The organism is Streptosporangium sp. NPDC002524 (genome assembly GCF_040295985.1).
GTDB lineage: Bacteria > Actinomycetota > Actinomycetes > Streptosporangiales > Streptosporangiaceae > Streptosporangium.
Genome location: NZ_JBEOWK010000026.1, coordinates 120310 through 133825, shown reverse-complemented (window position 1 = coordinate 133825; position 13516 = coordinate 120310). Strand labels below are relative to the sequence as shown.

Genomic DNA, 13516 nt, shown 5'->3' with positions numbered 1-13516 from the left:
ACCCCCCCCCGGTTCAAACCCCCCGCCCTGCTCCCCGCGCCCCCCGCCCGCGGCGTGCACTCCCCCCCCCAAAAAACCCCCACGCGCCCCCGGCGGCCGGGGGGCCCCCCCTTCGTGATGTCCGGCCCTACGCGGCGAGATTCACCTCCCTGCGGGCCCTCGTCGGTACCTGAACTCCCGCCCGCTCCAGCGCGCCCTTCGCCCGGTCGGCCGAGCAGCCCAACTCCCGGGCCACCCCCCGCACCGAACCGACCCGCGCGAACATGGCCCGCAGCTCCTCGGCGGCGGGCAGCTCCGGCAGCTCCTCGCGGACGAACCCGAGCTGGCGCATCTCCCGGCGCACATGCCCATGCGAGAACCCCACCTGCTCGGCGACCTGCGTGACGCTCATCTCCTGGGAGGCCAGCACCGCGACCTGCCACACGTCCAGCTCCCGGCGCCCGCCCCGCGGCCGTGAGGCCAGCCCGGCGTCCATCGCGATCAGCGACACCGATTGCCGCGACACTTTCAGGCGGGTCGCGATGTCGGCCACCAGCTCCCCCTCCTTGTACGCCTGCAGCACCTGCTGGCGCACCGCCGCCGGGATGCGCTGCCCGCCCCCGCGCCCCAGCCGCCGGGGCACCCGTTCGCGGATCAGCGACTTGTGCACCGCGCCCGGACCCCATGGAGTCTGGGCAGCGATCTGCCGGACCGACAGGCCCTCGAGGTACAGGCGTTTGATCAGCTCCCCATCAACGGGGCTGCGCCGCGAATCGGTGTCCACGGGTGCGGACCATGCCGTAAACCGGAGCTAACGTCGCGCCGGGACGCAAACCGGCCGCCGGGCTACCGTGCCCGGTCATGGCGACCCGATCTCGATCCCGTATCCGCTCCAGCCTGGCCAAGCAGATCGCCGCAAAGGTGGCGCGCGTGGTCGACGCCGTCAACGACGACCTCGCCGACCAGACCCGCCAGGACGCGCCGGACGGCAAGACCTGGCACGCCCAGCCCGGCGCCCGCCCCTCCCACGCCGCCGCGCACACCCAGGCCGTCCCCGCCAACGTGCCCTACCGGCTGGACCGCATGGTCTACGTCCGCAAGGGGCGGGGGGCGGACGGTAAGGCGGTCAATGCGGCAGGGGGCTGGAAGCGCGTCCCCGGCGGCTGGGACCTCGCCGACCGGCCCCGCGACCCCGACCTGCCCGAGCACCAGGCCGCCGACTGCCGGTGCAAGAGCATGCCCGCGCCCGGCGCGATCGCCGCGACCGTGGCCACCACCGCGGCCAAGGTGACCGGTACCCGGGTCACTGCCCGTACCCGGGTGACCTTCCCCCGGGTGGCCGAGTCCGAGCTCGCCGACCGAGGCGGCGGCTGGGCCGCCGGCGCCGTCCGCGCCGCCGCCGCTCGCGCCCGGGGGCGGTCGACGGGACGTTAACTCGGCAAACCGCCACCATGTCCCCGCAAACACGCATCCAACGAGGGGAACCCATGTCCACCGGCGACTACGTCTCTTTCACCCTGGCCAACCCGCTCGGCACCAAGGACAGCGAGGAGCTCGGCCTGGAGGCCCGCACCCACGCCGTAGGCGAGCAGGTGACCATGCTGCGCCGCGACGCGATGCGCCTGGTCGCGGTCGGCTACGTCAAGGGCGCCGACCCCAACAAGATCGCGACCGTGCACACCGCGCTCACCACCGTCAAGGCCAAGACCCCGGCCGTTCCCAAGGCCTGATGAACCGCATCGTCGGCGCCGACCCGATCCCGACCGCTCTGGCCCGCCTGAACGCCAGCACCGTCCTGGCGAGCGCACTGGGTGGAACGGGCCGGGTCGGCGCCAAGCACATCCCTCCGTACCCGCGGCTGCGGGTACGGGCCACCCCGGGCGGATCCGACGACCTGACCACCGGGGTGTCCCGGGTCTGGCTGCGGCTGGAAGCCCTGGACTCGGTGGAGGCGCCGGTCGGCGAGGAGCAGCTGCGCCACATCCTGTACGTCGCGGTCAGCGAGCTCGCCGAGCTGCCCAAGCAGCCCACCCCGCCGGGCGGGGTCGTCATCAACGACGTCTTCTCCCGCGTCGGCGGCGGGCCCTCCCCTGAGGCGGATGGCCGGCCGCGGTGGGCGTCCGTCGTGGAGATCGTCTGCCACGCCTGAGAGGGTGCCCTCGGCGCGGCTGGAATGCTCACGGGGGGCCGTACGGCACCGGCCGCAGGGGCAGGCACCGTTTCGTCGGCGAAACGGTTCGGGGGCGTTTCGCCGACGAAACGCCCCCGAAGATCACCACCCCCGTCTAGCGATTCAGCGCCGGCAGCATGTCCAGCGCTCTGGCGGCTGCGTCGAACTCCTTGGCGGGCTTGGACTCCGGGCCGAGCCAGAAGTGAACGGGTTCTTGGGCCTCGACGCTGGAGGCGACGTTCACGTTCTCGCTGATCATCGGCAGGACCATGTCGCCGTAGTAGTCCTCCAGGCCGGTGACGATGTCCTCGTAGTACCGGCCCCGGTTCTTCGGCATCACACCGTTGATCATGATGTGCCGCATGTCCGCGGCGCCGCCACTGAACTTGAACGCCTCCTGCGCGCCCGCGATGACCGCGCGCAGCAGCTCCAGCGTGTCCTCGTCCTTGACGTCGGGCTTCACCGCGCCGATCACGTAGTCGCAGGCGGCCAGGAGCGTATTTTCGAGCGTGTCGAAGGTGCCCCGGAAATCGACGCACAAGATGTCGAGCTCCCCGGGCGGCAGCTCGTAGACCGCGCGCCTCAGCCAGTCATTGTTCGCCAGCGGTTTACGCACCGACCGAAGGTCTTCGGAGGCTTGGGCCATCTCCCGGGAGCCGAGCACCAGCCGAAGGTTCGGGATGATCGCGAAGGAGTCGTCGTCGTCGCCGAGCACCTCGGCGCCGTTGTCGATCCGGGTCCGCGCCGGGACCATTGCCTCCAGCAGCTTCGCGTCCCCCAGCAGCACCTGGTAGACACTCGTCATCGTCGCCAGACGCGTGTAGACCTCGGCGGCCCGCTCGGGGTTGTCCTTCTTCTTCGTGACGCCGTACCCGAGGTAGCCGGAGGCCGCCATCGTCTGGTCGGCGTCCAGCACGGCGACCTCGTATCCCATGCGGGCCAGAGCGACCGCCGTGTTGACCGTGTCACTGGTCTTGCGGGTCCCGCCGCCCTCGTTCGCCCACCCGATGACCAGAGGGCCGTTGGGGTATCTCCTGCTACTCATGACGTACTCCGGGGGAGGAGAGGAACTCTGTTTCGGCGGTGGTGGGCTGGTAGTCGGCGTGCTCCTGGAGCTGCCGGAGGTAGTCGGCGTGGCGCTCGTCCCACGCCCGCGAATCGGCGTCGCGGTAGTCGAGCTCCACGGCCGCCAGGGCGACGGCGTCGGCTACGCGCACCAGGAACGTGTCGTCCTCGGACGCCGACAGGTAGGCGAGGAAAGCAGGCCGGGGCCCGCTGGCGAGCTGCTGGTCCTCAGCGTCGAACCCGAGGAGGGTGGCGGCGACGGACAGGTATTGCTTGTTCGCGTCCACGATCAGCGTCTGCGCCAGGCGCAGCGTGACGTCGTCGGGGGTTTTGTACACGCGCGCTGTCAGGAGCCGCTGCCCTGCCTTGAGACGGGCGACGGTCTCGTGATTGCTCCGGCGGCGTTTCGCCGGCGAAACGCCCTCCGCCGTCTCGGGGGTGCTGCCCGGTTCCGCGGCCACGCTTCCCTGCGGGCCGCTGCCCGGATCCGCCGCAGGCTCCGGCGACCGTTTCGCCGACGAAACAGTCGGCTCTCCTGCGGTGGGGTCCTCGGCTTCGGACCGTTTCGCCGACGAAACGCCCTCCGCCGTCTCGGGGGTGCTGCCCGGATCCGCCGCAGGCTCCGGTGAGCGTTTCGCCGACGAAACGCCCCCTGTCCCGGTGAGGCGCTCGACCGCGCGGCGGGCCGTGAGCCCTTCGGCGCCCATCAGCGCGTACGCCTGCTCGATCATCTGCGGATCGCCGAGCTGCGTCAGCAGGTGGTAGGCGGGCTCCACGCCGAGCCGGCCGCGGTGGATGTCCCGCCGGGCCTCCCCTTCGGGGAAGTCCTCATACAGGCGGACCCGCTTGGAGATCTCCGCCTTGGTCGCGCCAGGGTTCGACCGGCCGAGCTCGGCGGCGATCTGCGCGTACGACAGCCCCTCCTCTGCGCGGATCCGCGCGTAGAGCTGTCCTTCCTGGAGGGGGCTGAAACTGCGCCGCCACTGGTTCTCCGACAGCAGCGCACGGTCGCCCTTGAGGACCATCTCGTTGCGCAGGACGACGGGCATGTCCTCGTCGCCGTTGGCGACGGCCGCGCGGAAGCGCCGCTCTCCTGCGATCAGCACCCACCGGGTCTCCGGGCCGAACGCGCCCGCGTCGCCTGGCCACTTCCCGAGGTACACCTCGACGGAGGCGACCACGCCGTCTTGGACCTGCCCGACCTCCTTGAGGTTCGCGGCGAACTCCTGGAACTCCGTCTCCTCCCACTCCCACTTCTCGCGGACGTTGCGCGGGCTCGGCGCGATCTCGCTGAGCTTGGCGGGGAACCGGGACCCGTCCGCGGTGACCAGCGAGGCGTTGATACCCAACGCCTTGTTCGCCTGCGGGCTGGCGGCAGTACGGTCCCGGCTCGGGGAACCGGGCCTACCGATCGGCATCGGTGACCTCCAGGCGGGGGAGAAGGGCGGCCGGGGCGCTCAGCGTTTCGCCGGCGAAACGGTCAGGGGAGGCAGGGGTGGCGCCTGTCCGGGCGCCGCGGGGACATGTGAGGGTCATGAGGAACAACTTTCGTCCTGGGGCTGCGGTACGAAACCGATGATGGCAGCCCCGGAGATGCGTTAGGGAGGAGTGGCGCTCATCCGACACGCATCCGACGCTCACCGTTTCGCCGACGAAACGGCTCCGCCCCTGTGCCGCCGGGCTATCGGCCGGGCAGCCGAACATCTGCGGGGGAGGGCCCCTCAGTCCTCGACCAGGACTCCCTCGACGCTGACGTAGGAGATCGACGCGTCGAAGTCGGACGGGTAGTGCTCGGCCTTGACGACCGTCCAGGCGCGGCCGCCCGGCTCGACGATCTCGTCGCCGGCCGCCAGCGGCCACGTCGCCTCGTCCACCGCCAGCTCCCACACCCCGGGCCCGGTCTCCAGGTCGCCGTCCACGGCGGGCCGGGAGACGATACGGCCGGGCCATGGGCCTTCCAGCGGTCCCAGCGTCCCGGCGGTCGGGGTGCCGTGCCCGTCCACGCCCTGGGTGCGGTGGCGGGCGCCCAGCGGGATGTTGGCCGCTACAACTGCCATATCTGCCCCGTCTGCAGCGGGTGCGGCGCCATCCCGGCCCGCTGGGAGACGACCAGGCGCCGCCAGCCGTCGAGGTCCTCGAGCGTCGGGGTCGCGCCGGCCGTCTTCGACCCGGGCGCCCCGCCGGCCTCCTCGTACGTCACGCCCTGGCCGGGAACGTTCACGCTCTTGATCAGCCGGGCGCCGGTCACGCCCTGGGCCAGGCGCCGCACCATCGGGTTGCCCGCGGCCGCCCACGCGACGTACCGGGCCAGGGCTCGCCGGTACACCGGGTCGGTGTCCGGGTCCAGGCCCGCCCGGTAGGTCACCCGGTAGGTGGCGTACGTCCACCCCATCGGGGACGGCGCCACGGTGTTCTCCGCCTCGGCCTCCAGCACTTCGATCACCGGGTCTTCGGCCAGCAGGTAGGTGCCGTCCGCTCCGACCCGCACCCCACGCTCGGTGAACGTCTCCGGGACGGGGGAGCGGGACAGGTAGGACGCCGCCTCGGCGTAGGCGTCGTTGAGGGCTTCCTCGATCGCTGTGCGGGCGCTCGCGTTCAGCGCCTCCGTCAGGCCCGCGCGGACCGCGACCTGCTCCGCCGTCACCAGCACCATGACCTCCCACGACCGAAGGGGAAACGAGAACCGGGGGGCTTGAGCCAGGCGGCCGTTACGGCTCCCGGGAGTGCGGGCCTGGGCCCCCGCGTCATGCCGCACTCCTGGGCCGGGCATTGTGAGCCCGCCTGCTCAAGCCCCCCGGGGCTTTCCGCGCGCCGCCCCTGGCATCTGTGCCTTCGTGGCCATCCCAGCCGGGGTGCTCCCCCCACTGACAACACCCCGGCCTCGGGGTGGCCACGGCCCCCGTCAGGCGACAGGAGCGGCGCGCGAGTCTATGGAAATTCAGTCGGCCGCCTGGGCGCGGACCTCTTCGAGATCTGCGCGCAGCTTGGCGGCGTGGGCCCGCTCCAGCGGCCAGCCCGCCGGGTACAGCAGCTGCTCGTCCGGCGTCGTGGCGCCCGGCAGGTACTGCAGGCGGATGATCGTCTGGGAGACCGTCACCGTCGTCATGTGCGGGCCCGGGTCATCGAACAGCTGCTCGGGGTCGGCCGGGATGCCGCCGGGCCAGCGCAGGTCCACGATCACCGAGCCGGGCGTGGGCAGGCTGCGGATCTCCGGCGCCGGGCCAGGGTCTGGAACCGGCGGCTCCGGACGGGCCGGAGGAGTCAGCGGAGAGGAGGCGGACACCGGCGGGTCGGTCGGCGCGGCCCCCTGGTCGACGTCCGGCGCGACCTCGGCCGGCACGGTCGAAACGGGCTCCGTGGCAACCGGCGCGCTCTGCGCCTCGGTCACCGCAGCGGCCGGCACCGGCTCAGTCTCCGCGACGGTCGGCGCCGGGGCCTCAGCCGCGGCTCGTGGTTTACGCGTCGGTCCTGCCACTGCCGTCTCCCCCTGTGCTCATCCCCGGCGGTGTGTCGCGGAGGAGCAAAGCAGAAAGGGCGGCTTACGTCGCATCGGCCATGACCGGCGCCTGGGCGCCCTCCTGGCCGGCGTTCAGGACCCGCCACACGTAGCTGCCGCGCGTGCCGAGCTCGGCGCCGATCGCGCTGTAGGTCCACCCGAGGTCGCGCAGTTCGCGCATCCGCGCCCAGTCCAGGCGGCGCCCGCCCCGCACCTGCACCCGGGCGTCCTTCACCACCCGCGACACCGTCGCCGAGCACGTCTGGAGGTCGCGCGCCACCGCCGCGGTGGAGCCGCCCGCCTTGTAAGCGGTGACGATCGCCTCCCGCCTGGCCACGGTCAGCCGCGGGGCCCGCTTGGCGCGCTGGTCACGCATCTTCACTCCGGCGTCGCGCAGCAGGATGTGCACGCGGCTGGCGGACAGGCCCGTCCCGGCCGCGAGCTCCCGGAGCGTCCACCCGGCCGCGTACCGGGCTTTCGCGACCTCCAGGTTGAACGTTCGGGGCTGGTTGCCGGGCGGGCGGATCTGCACGCCTTGGCCCACGATCGCGGCCCGAGCCTCGGGAATGGACACGCGGAGCTGGCGGGCGACCAGGGCGAGCGTCGCACCGCGGGCGTACAGGGCAGCGGCCACCTTGTGGTCGCCAGGGGCGAGTGGGGTCCTCATAGCGGCGGACCGTACCAAACCCGCCGGTTAAGGTCTCCTCCGCAAAAACGAAGCCCCACCTGCGTGAACACAGGTGGGGCTCGGCCGGGCCGCCTCTGGGTCAGCCGGTGCAGGGATCGTACTGAGCCTCATCGTAGGAGCGTCGGCACCGAGCGCAGTACATAGCCCCGGCCAGTGCCAGCTCTGTCCCTGCGGGGATTTCGAGCCCGCCGTCGACGGCGACCTGCGCGGCCTGTTCCGAGGTGACCGGGAACGTGACGGGCTGGCGCCAGTCGTGCTCACGCTGCGAGGCCGTGGTGGAGGGTTCGGGGGAGAGGGAGGAAGTCATGCGGGAAAACCTACCTTCCCGCACTCGCAATCCCGAGCCGGTGGTTGCGGTGCTGGTCCCGGCGCTCCTGGTCGGCGCCTGCGTCCGCCAGGTCGTCCGCGATGATCAGGTCCACGCCGTACATGTTGCCCCAGAGCGTGCCCGGCCGGATTGCCAGTTCCGGCGGCATCGCCTCGCGGATGGCGAACCGCAACGACCCCTCAGGGCTCATGCTCGTCTCGATGACGTTGACCCGGTTGAAGCGCGTCGTGTGTTCGCAGATGCCCAGCGCCTCCTCCTCGGTGATGATCAGCGCGGCCCGCAGCTCGGCCGGGTTCAGGCCCTGGAATCCCAGGGCGTCCCTGAACCGGTGAATCCGCCGGATCACGTTGCCTGCGGTCTCCAGCCGCTCAGTCGCGGTCACCGCCACCCGCCACCTCCTCCTCCTGCTCCTGGTCCTCGGCGAGCTCGATCTCGCCGGCGGGCCTGCCGAGCGGGCCCTGCAGCTCGTCCTCGTACCCCATCCGGACCCGGCGGGCCATCATCGTGAGCGTGACCTCCGTGACCTGGTGGCCGCCGGAGCGCGTCGTGATCGTGGAGTCCGCGGGCAGGTAGAAGTGCTGGCCGTCGACCACGACCGCCTTAGGGATCGCAAGCGTTTCCGCCTGGACACGCTCCGCCGGGGGCCGCTCCCTGGCGGAGGCGATGATGTCGATGCAGACACCCCGCGGCGCCGGCACGACGTAGCGACGCACCGGGTAGTCCCTGAACATCGGCTTGATCTCGCGGAAGTTCTCATCCGCCGGCGCGTACTCGGCGTCCTGGTCCCCGAAGGTCTGCTCTGTCATGGCGGAAGGGGTATCAGCCGCTTGGCTTAACGTCGCGCCGCGCCAGCCGCGCCAGTTGTCGGCCGTCCTTCAGCCGGGCCTGGCATGCCCCCGGGATCGAACAGCACTTCTGTTGGCCGTCCAGGACGTTCCATACGTACTGGTAGCGCGTCCCTTGGTCGGCCGCGATCGCCGCCAGCGTCCACCGTTGCGCGCGCAGGGCCCGCATCCGGTCGTGGTCCAGGCGGTGGACGTGGGCGGAGGGGTCCAGTTTCTCGGCTTTCAGGACCTTGATGACCGTGGACCACCCGGCGCCCACCTCTTTGGTGATCATGCTGGCGCTCTTGCCCTGACCCCAGGCGGCCAGGATCGCCTGCCGTTTGGCCGGGGTGATGCGCGACGCGCGAGACGCGGACAAGGGCCGCATCTTCACACCGGCCTCGCGCAACGCCTTGTGCACGGTGCTGCGGCTGTAGCCGATCAGGGCAGCGACTTGCCGCACCGTCTTGCCCCTCTTGTACAGCTTGGTGGCAACTTCCAGTTCGAGCTGCGGCAGACGCTGCGGGACGGGGCTCGGCGGGGCGGGGCGCGGCCTGGTGGCGCCCATGGGACGGATCGGCACGCCCTCGGCCATGATGGCGTTGCGGACGTGCTTGTAGCTGGAGCCGAACGAGGTGATGAGCTCCTGCAAGGAGGCGCCCTCTGCGTACCGGCGGGCGGCTTCTGAACGCTGGGGGGCGGTGAGCACGGTCATGGCCGGAAGGAGTAGCACCTTCCAGAGTTAACGTCGCGGCAGCGCCCGGTCAGCCGGTCAGGTCGCTTCCGCCGTGGCGTGCCCCGCGTCGATCAGCGCCGCGCCGAGGTCGGCCCCCGGCTCGGTGAACACGCGCGCCAGGTAGCGGCCGTAGCGCTCCCGGCGGTCCTTGAAGGTCCGCACCAGCACCCGGCCGGCCTGCTGCTCCACCCACGCCTGGGTGAAGTCCCGCGCGGCCTCGCCCTCGGGCGTGCCGAGCTCCGGGGCCCACACCGCCGACAGCCGGAACCGGCCCTTGGTGGTGATGCCGAACCCGACGTCGACCAGCAGGTCGAGGGTGTCGCCGTCGACGACCTTGGCGACGGTCGCGGGGTAGACGTACAGGTCCGGCGGCGGGACCGCCTTGGGCTTGACGCACCGGCAGCCGCGGGTGTGAACGTGGCCGGGCACGGCGGCGACCGAAGCCACCGCCGTGCCCTCCACGCTGCTGCTCACAGGCTCCATCAGGCGCCGGTGTAGGCGGTGAAGGTGCCGTAGACGAACGACTCGGGACGGTCCACCGCCAGACCGATCCGCTCGGAGGCCTTGATGGTCACGTAGCCGTCGGTGAAGCCGGTCGCGTGCTCAGTCGAGGCCTGCACGGTCACGGACTCACGGTCGTACAACTTGGCGCCGTAGCCCCACGCGCCGAGCAGGTACTGGCCCTGGAGCATGGCCGGGGTGTCGATCACGTTCAGGCGCCACACGCGCTTCTCGGCGCCGATCGCCACGGACACCGCGACCCTGAACGCGCCCTGCTTGTCCTCCTCCAGCTCGATGCCCTCGAAGTCGATCGGGTGCATGACGATGCCGGTCGGGTCGTAGTACGCGAGGATCGCGCGGGTCATGGCGCGGCGGAGCTGAGCGGTCTGCTTGTCGGCCGCCAGGCCGGTGTAGAGCTGGATGCCCGGGGTCTGGGTCAGGCCCCGGATGTTCTCCCCGGTGCCGTCGCCGAACAGGAGCTGCTCGTCCTCCTTGAGCTTGACGCCGTCGATCAGGTCGCGCTCGAGGATGCCGCGCAGGCGGGACTCGTCGGCGAGCGTGTTCTTGTGGACCTGCTCGTAGTGGCCGATCTCGCTGATGGGAGCGGTGTACGGGGTGAACTGGATGCTCGACTTGGGCAGCCGGCCGTACACGTCGGTCGGGCCGCCGGTCGGGGGGCTGACGCCGTCAGCGGCACGCCGCTCGGGCACCATGCCCGCGTTGTTGATAAATCCCGTTTGTCGGATTCCGTACAGAATGTTCGCTTCGGTGCGCTCGGCGGGGAACAGGTCCCGGACCCGGTTGGGGCGGCGCTGCCGCTCGGCCAGGCCCACGTTCTCGCCGTGGCCGAAGGCCGGCGTGGTGTGGGTACCGCCGGACATCGTGAAGACGTCCTTGACCTCCTGGAAGGAGTACAGGCCTTGCTCGAAGGTCGCGGCGCCGCGGACCTCGCGGAACCCGCCCTCACGCATCGCCTGGAACGCCTCGGACTCGATGTAGGCCTGGCCGAGGCTCTTGCGCTCCATGCCGCCGCGGCCCTGCTCGGCCGCGAGCAGACCCGCGGTCGGGACGGAGGCCGGCGCGGCGAGGTACTCGAAGACGCCGAGCGCCTTCTTCTCGGTGACGATGAGCGCCTGGATCTCGGCCGCCTCGTCGACGGTCTTGAGATAGTCGGCGTGCTGCTCCTTGCTCAGGACGTAGTGGCCCTTGCCCGACTCGTCCTTGAAGTTGTCCTGGTGGCGCGTGATCTCAGCGGACTTGGTCTGAAGGTGACCCTCGAGTTCGCGGATACGCGCGTTGGTAACGGTGGCAGTCATCTGCCATACCCCCCGGTATGTGCTGATTTTGTATGCGCTTCGGTGTGCGATCCGCGCGCCCGGTCAGCACCGGGACCCCCGTGATCAGGGCGGCAAGTTAGGGAGAAAGGCGGCTAACGTCGCGCCGAGGTGGTTAATGTGAGCAATCTCGGGGGGCTGGAACGATCTACGGAGGCGGGAGCCCGCAGCCGCCGTAGCGGGGCGCGTGCGGCGCTCGAAGCCCCTCGGTAGCCGCCCTGAAGCGGGGGCCGTCACCGCGAGGGGTGGCGGTCCCAGGGTGTTGCCGCCACCTCACCCGTCAGGGCCCCACAGGGTGCGCCGCACCCCCACGGGTGAGGTGGTGGTGCGCGGCCTCGACGGGCACGACCAGCCCGGCCGGGGCGGGCGCTCGGCCAGCACCCGCCATCCGGCGGCGCGCAGCGACGCCCCCGACTCCCCGTCCTGGTTGTAGGTGATCATGCGTCGCCAGCCGAGGGCCTTGGCCGCCCGCCAGGCGGCCCCGTACAACATGCTGCAGGCGTGCGCGGTGCCATCGGTGGCCACCCGGGTGACCTCCAGCGTGGCGCCGTCGTTCAGGTGCCGGGCGACCGGCCGGCCGACGATCGCGGCCCCGACCAGGACCTCCCCGGAGGCGACGCCCAGGGAGTACTTGTGGCCGGGCGGCGGACGGTGGTGGCGGTGCCAGTCGGCGACGAAGTCACGCGCCTGGGCGAACGTCACCGGCACCACCCGCAGGTCGCTCACGCGGCGTTGTCCCGGCCGATCTGCCGGGCGGCTTCGATGATGGCGAGGGCGGCGGCCTGTTGCTCCTCGGTGACCTCCACCACCTCCACCTTCGACGTCTCCGCTTCCGGGGTCTCGGCCGTGTTCTGCTGCTTGAGGGCCATCGGCAGCGCCGAAGGCGCGGTGCTGTCCGGCATGACCGAGGGGTAGCTGTCGAGCACCGGCTCGCTCGGCTTGGGTGGCTCCACCGGCGTGGGGTCGTGGCTGATGCCGGCCGACAGCAGCACCTCGTGGAGGATCTCCACGGCCTGGCGCAGCTTCTTGCCATTGGCGTCGCTGAGCACGCGCCCGGCCTTGAGCTCCCAGTCCTCGTCCGCCTGGCCGGAGGCCTTGGCCTCTGCCGCCGCCCCGGCTGCTTCGGGGGGTGCGTCGGCGGTCAGGGCGAAGTCCTGGCCGGTGCCGGCGACCGTGAGCGTCACCGCGGCGAACGCGACGTCGACGGGGGAGAGGGGGGAGGGCAGCGCCTCGCCCGGCGCCGCGTAGATGAGGGTGACGTGCGGGGTGAAGCCGTGGGTGGCCGAGTACGGCACCCCCGCCTCGCCCAGGGCTTCAACAAGCCGCTGGCGCAGCACCTCCAGGCCGGGCACGTCCACCGGGACGTACACCGGCACCCCGTCCTCTTCGGGAGGGAACGCGCCGATCCCGCCGAGGGTGCCGTCCAGGGGGCCGTGGGATGCGGCGACCTGCTCGGCCACCGCCGCCGCCTTCGCCAGCACGTCCGGCTCCAGGTTCCGGCCGAGGTAGGCGAGCGTGATGTGCAGCTCCTCGGGGGCGTGCCCGTCCGGCAGCGCGAGCTGCTCGGCGACGTCCGCGGGGATGGTGAGGGCGATCATCGCGCTGGGCCCCTCGCTGGGAGCGTCGCCGCCGTCGCCGCCGTCGCCGGGGGCGTCGTCGACGTCGAGCTCGCCCTGGCCGTCGTCGGCGGCCGCCGCGTCCAGCAGCTCGTCCCACACGCTGCCCCCGCCTGTGGCGGCCTTCTCCTGCCACGCCGGCGCGAGCAGGTCGTCATCGTCGTCCCACTCGCTGGGGGTGTCCGCCTCGCCGGGGAGGCCGGACTTCACCGACAGGGTCATCGTGTCCCCCGCCGCCCCCCAAAGGACCTGGGAGTACTCCCACAGGTCCAAGTCCTTGATGTAGCGGACACCGGTCTTGGGGTCCTTGCGGGAGCCGCCGCGCGGCACCTGGTAGCCGATCGACCACTCGCACGCCTTGCCGTAGAACTTGACGTCCTCGAACGCGTCCCGGCCGTGCGAGGTAGCCAGGTTGTAGCGGCATCTGACGTACAAGGCGCCCGCCGCGCGTGGCCACGGCTTGCCGTCTTTGGTGTGCGAGGGCAGGCGAGGATCGCCCGGCAGAAGCTCCTCGATGACCTCGGCGCGCGACGTCCAGATCTTGGTGTCGTGGCTTTTTATGCCCTTGGGCCGGCGCACGGCGAGCGTCCGGGCGTACGCGCCCGGAACGATCAGGTCGCCCACGTTGTCGACCACACCGGTGATCGAGACATAGGCCTCCACCACGCCCAGGTCCTCATCGCTGACGACCGTCTCCGCAGACGCGGCGCTCGTCGAGATGGCCTTGTGCTCCAGCCCGTCCACCATGGTCACGCTCATCGCAGGCCCCCGCCCATGAG

General features: G+C 71.6%; 17 protein-coding genes. 3 read left to right on the top strand and 14 right to left on the bottom strand.

Annotated features, from left to right (window positions below):
- Nucleotides 1-127: 127 nt before the first annotated feature.
- Complete coding sequence (locus tag ABT053_RS34765) at nucleotides 128-763, bottom strand: hypothetical protein (RefSeq protein WP_350975002.1); 636 nt, start codon at nucleotides 761-763, stop codon at nucleotides 128-130.
- Nucleotides 764-840: 77 nt separating this feature from the next.
- On the opposite strand from ABT053_RS34765, the gene ABT053_RS34760 reads away from it, so the two are divergent.
- The 3 genes from ABT053_RS34760 to ABT053_RS34750 are packed head-to-tail and all read left to right on the top strand — an operon-like array spanning nucleotide 841 to nucleotide 2128.
- A complete protein-coding gene (locus tag ABT053_RS34760) occupies nucleotides 841-1413 on the top strand; it encodes a hypothetical protein (protein ID WP_350975000.1) in 573 nt (190 codons plus the stop codon).
- A 53-nt stretch (nucleotides 1414-1466) separates the two neighbouring features.
- On the top strand, nucleotides 1467-1709 hold the full coding sequence (locus ABT053_RS34755) for a hypothetical protein (RefSeq protein ID WP_350974999.1): 243 nt from the start codon (nucleotides 1467-1469) through the stop codon (nucleotides 1707-1709).
- The gene (locus ABT053_RS34750) at nucleotides 1709-2128 is read left to right on the top strand and encodes a hypothetical protein (protein ID WP_350974998.1); all 420 of its coding nucleotides are present in this window, start codon (nucleotides 1709-1711) and stop codon (nucleotides 2126-2128) included. Before ABT053_RS34755 ends, ABT053_RS34750 begins: the two co-directional genes overlap by 1 nt.
- A gap of 136 nt (nucleotides 2129-2264) precedes the next feature.
- Here ABT053_RS34750 and ABT053_RS34745 read toward each other — a convergent pair whose 3' ends face one another.
- The 13 genes from ABT053_RS34745 to ABT053_RS34685 form a co-directional block, all read right to left on the bottom strand.
- Nucleotides 2265-3194: a ParA family protein gene (locus ABT053_RS34745; protein ID WP_350974997.1), complete on the bottom strand. Its 930-nt coding sequence runs from the start codon at nucleotides 3192-3194 to the stop codon at nucleotides 2265-2267.
- Nucleotides 3187-4632, bottom strand: coding sequence for a ParB N-terminal domain-containing protein (locus ABT053_RS34740; RefSeq protein ID WP_350974995.1), 1446 nt, complete (start codon nucleotides 4630-4632; stop codon nucleotides 3187-3189). Before ABT053_RS34740 ends, ABT053_RS34745 begins: the two co-directional genes overlap by 8 nt.
- Nucleotides 4633-4935: 303 nt before the next feature.
- Nucleotides 4936-5271 (bottom strand): hypothetical protein, encoded by a 336-nt coding sequence (locus ABT053_RS34735; protein ID WP_350974994.1) that lies wholly within the window; start codon nucleotides 5269-5271, stop codon nucleotides 4936-4938.
- On the bottom strand, nucleotides 5259-5867 hold the full coding sequence (locus ABT053_RS34730) for a hypothetical protein (protein WP_350974993.1): 609 nt from the start codon (nucleotides 5865-5867) through the stop codon (nucleotides 5259-5261). Before ABT053_RS34730 ends, ABT053_RS34735 begins: the two co-directional genes overlap by 13 nt.
- Before the next feature lie 285 nt (nucleotides 5868-6152).
- Nucleotides 6153-6617, bottom strand: coding sequence for a hypothetical protein (locus ABT053_RS34725; RefSeq protein ID WP_350974991.1), 465 nt, complete (start codon nucleotides 6615-6617; stop codon nucleotides 6153-6155).
- Between the two features lie 136 nt (nucleotides 6618-6753).
- The gene (locus tag ABT053_RS34720; RefSeq protein WP_350974990.1) at nucleotides 6754-7377 is read right to left on the bottom strand and encodes a helix-turn-helix domain-containing protein; all 624 of its coding nucleotides are present in this window, start codon (nucleotides 7375-7377) and stop codon (nucleotides 6754-6756) included.
- 338 nt (nucleotides 7378-7715) lie between these two features.
- Nucleotides 7716-8108 carry a hypothetical protein gene (locus tag ABT053_RS34715; RefSeq protein ID WP_350974988.1) on the bottom strand — a complete coding sequence of 131 codons (393 nt, stop codon included), beginning with the start codon at nucleotides 8106-8108 and terminating at the stop codon, nucleotides 7716-7718.
- Nucleotides 8095-8532, bottom strand: coding sequence for a hypothetical protein (locus tag ABT053_RS34710; protein ID WP_350974986.1), 438 nt, complete (start codon nucleotides 8530-8532; stop codon nucleotides 8095-8097). The genes ABT053_RS34715 and ABT053_RS34710 overlap by 14 nt, the downstream gene beginning before the upstream one ends.
- Before the next feature lie 13 nt (nucleotides 8533-8545).
- Complete coding sequence (locus ABT053_RS34705; protein ID WP_350974985.1) at nucleotides 8546-9265, bottom strand: helix-turn-helix domain-containing protein; 720 nt, start codon at nucleotides 9263-9265, stop codon at nucleotides 8546-8548.
- A gap of 57 nt (nucleotides 9266-9322) precedes the next feature.
- Complete coding sequence (locus tag ABT053_RS34700) at nucleotides 9323-9760, bottom strand: thermonuclease family protein (protein ID WP_350974983.1); 438 nt, start codon at nucleotides 9758-9760, stop codon at nucleotides 9323-9325.
- An 8-nt stretch (nucleotides 9761-9768) separates the two neighbouring features.
- Nucleotides 9769-11103, bottom strand: a complete 1335-nt coding sequence (locus tag ABT053_RS34695; RefSeq protein WP_350974981.1) for a phage major capsid protein — start codon at nucleotides 11101-11103, stop codon at nucleotides 9769-9771.
- 291 nt (nucleotides 11104-11394) lie between these two features.
- Complete coding sequence (locus ABT053_RS34690) at nucleotides 11395-11847, bottom strand: XF1762 family protein (protein WP_350974980.1); 453 nt, start codon at nucleotides 11845-11847, stop codon at nucleotides 11395-11397.
- Entirely contained in the window at nucleotides 11844-13496 is a 1653-nt protein-coding gene (locus tag ABT053_RS34685; protein WP_350974977.1) for a 2'-5' RNA ligase family protein, read from the bottom strand. Before ABT053_RS34685 ends, ABT053_RS34690 begins: the two co-directional genes overlap by 4 nt.
- Nucleotides 13497-13516: the final 20 nt, after the last annotated feature.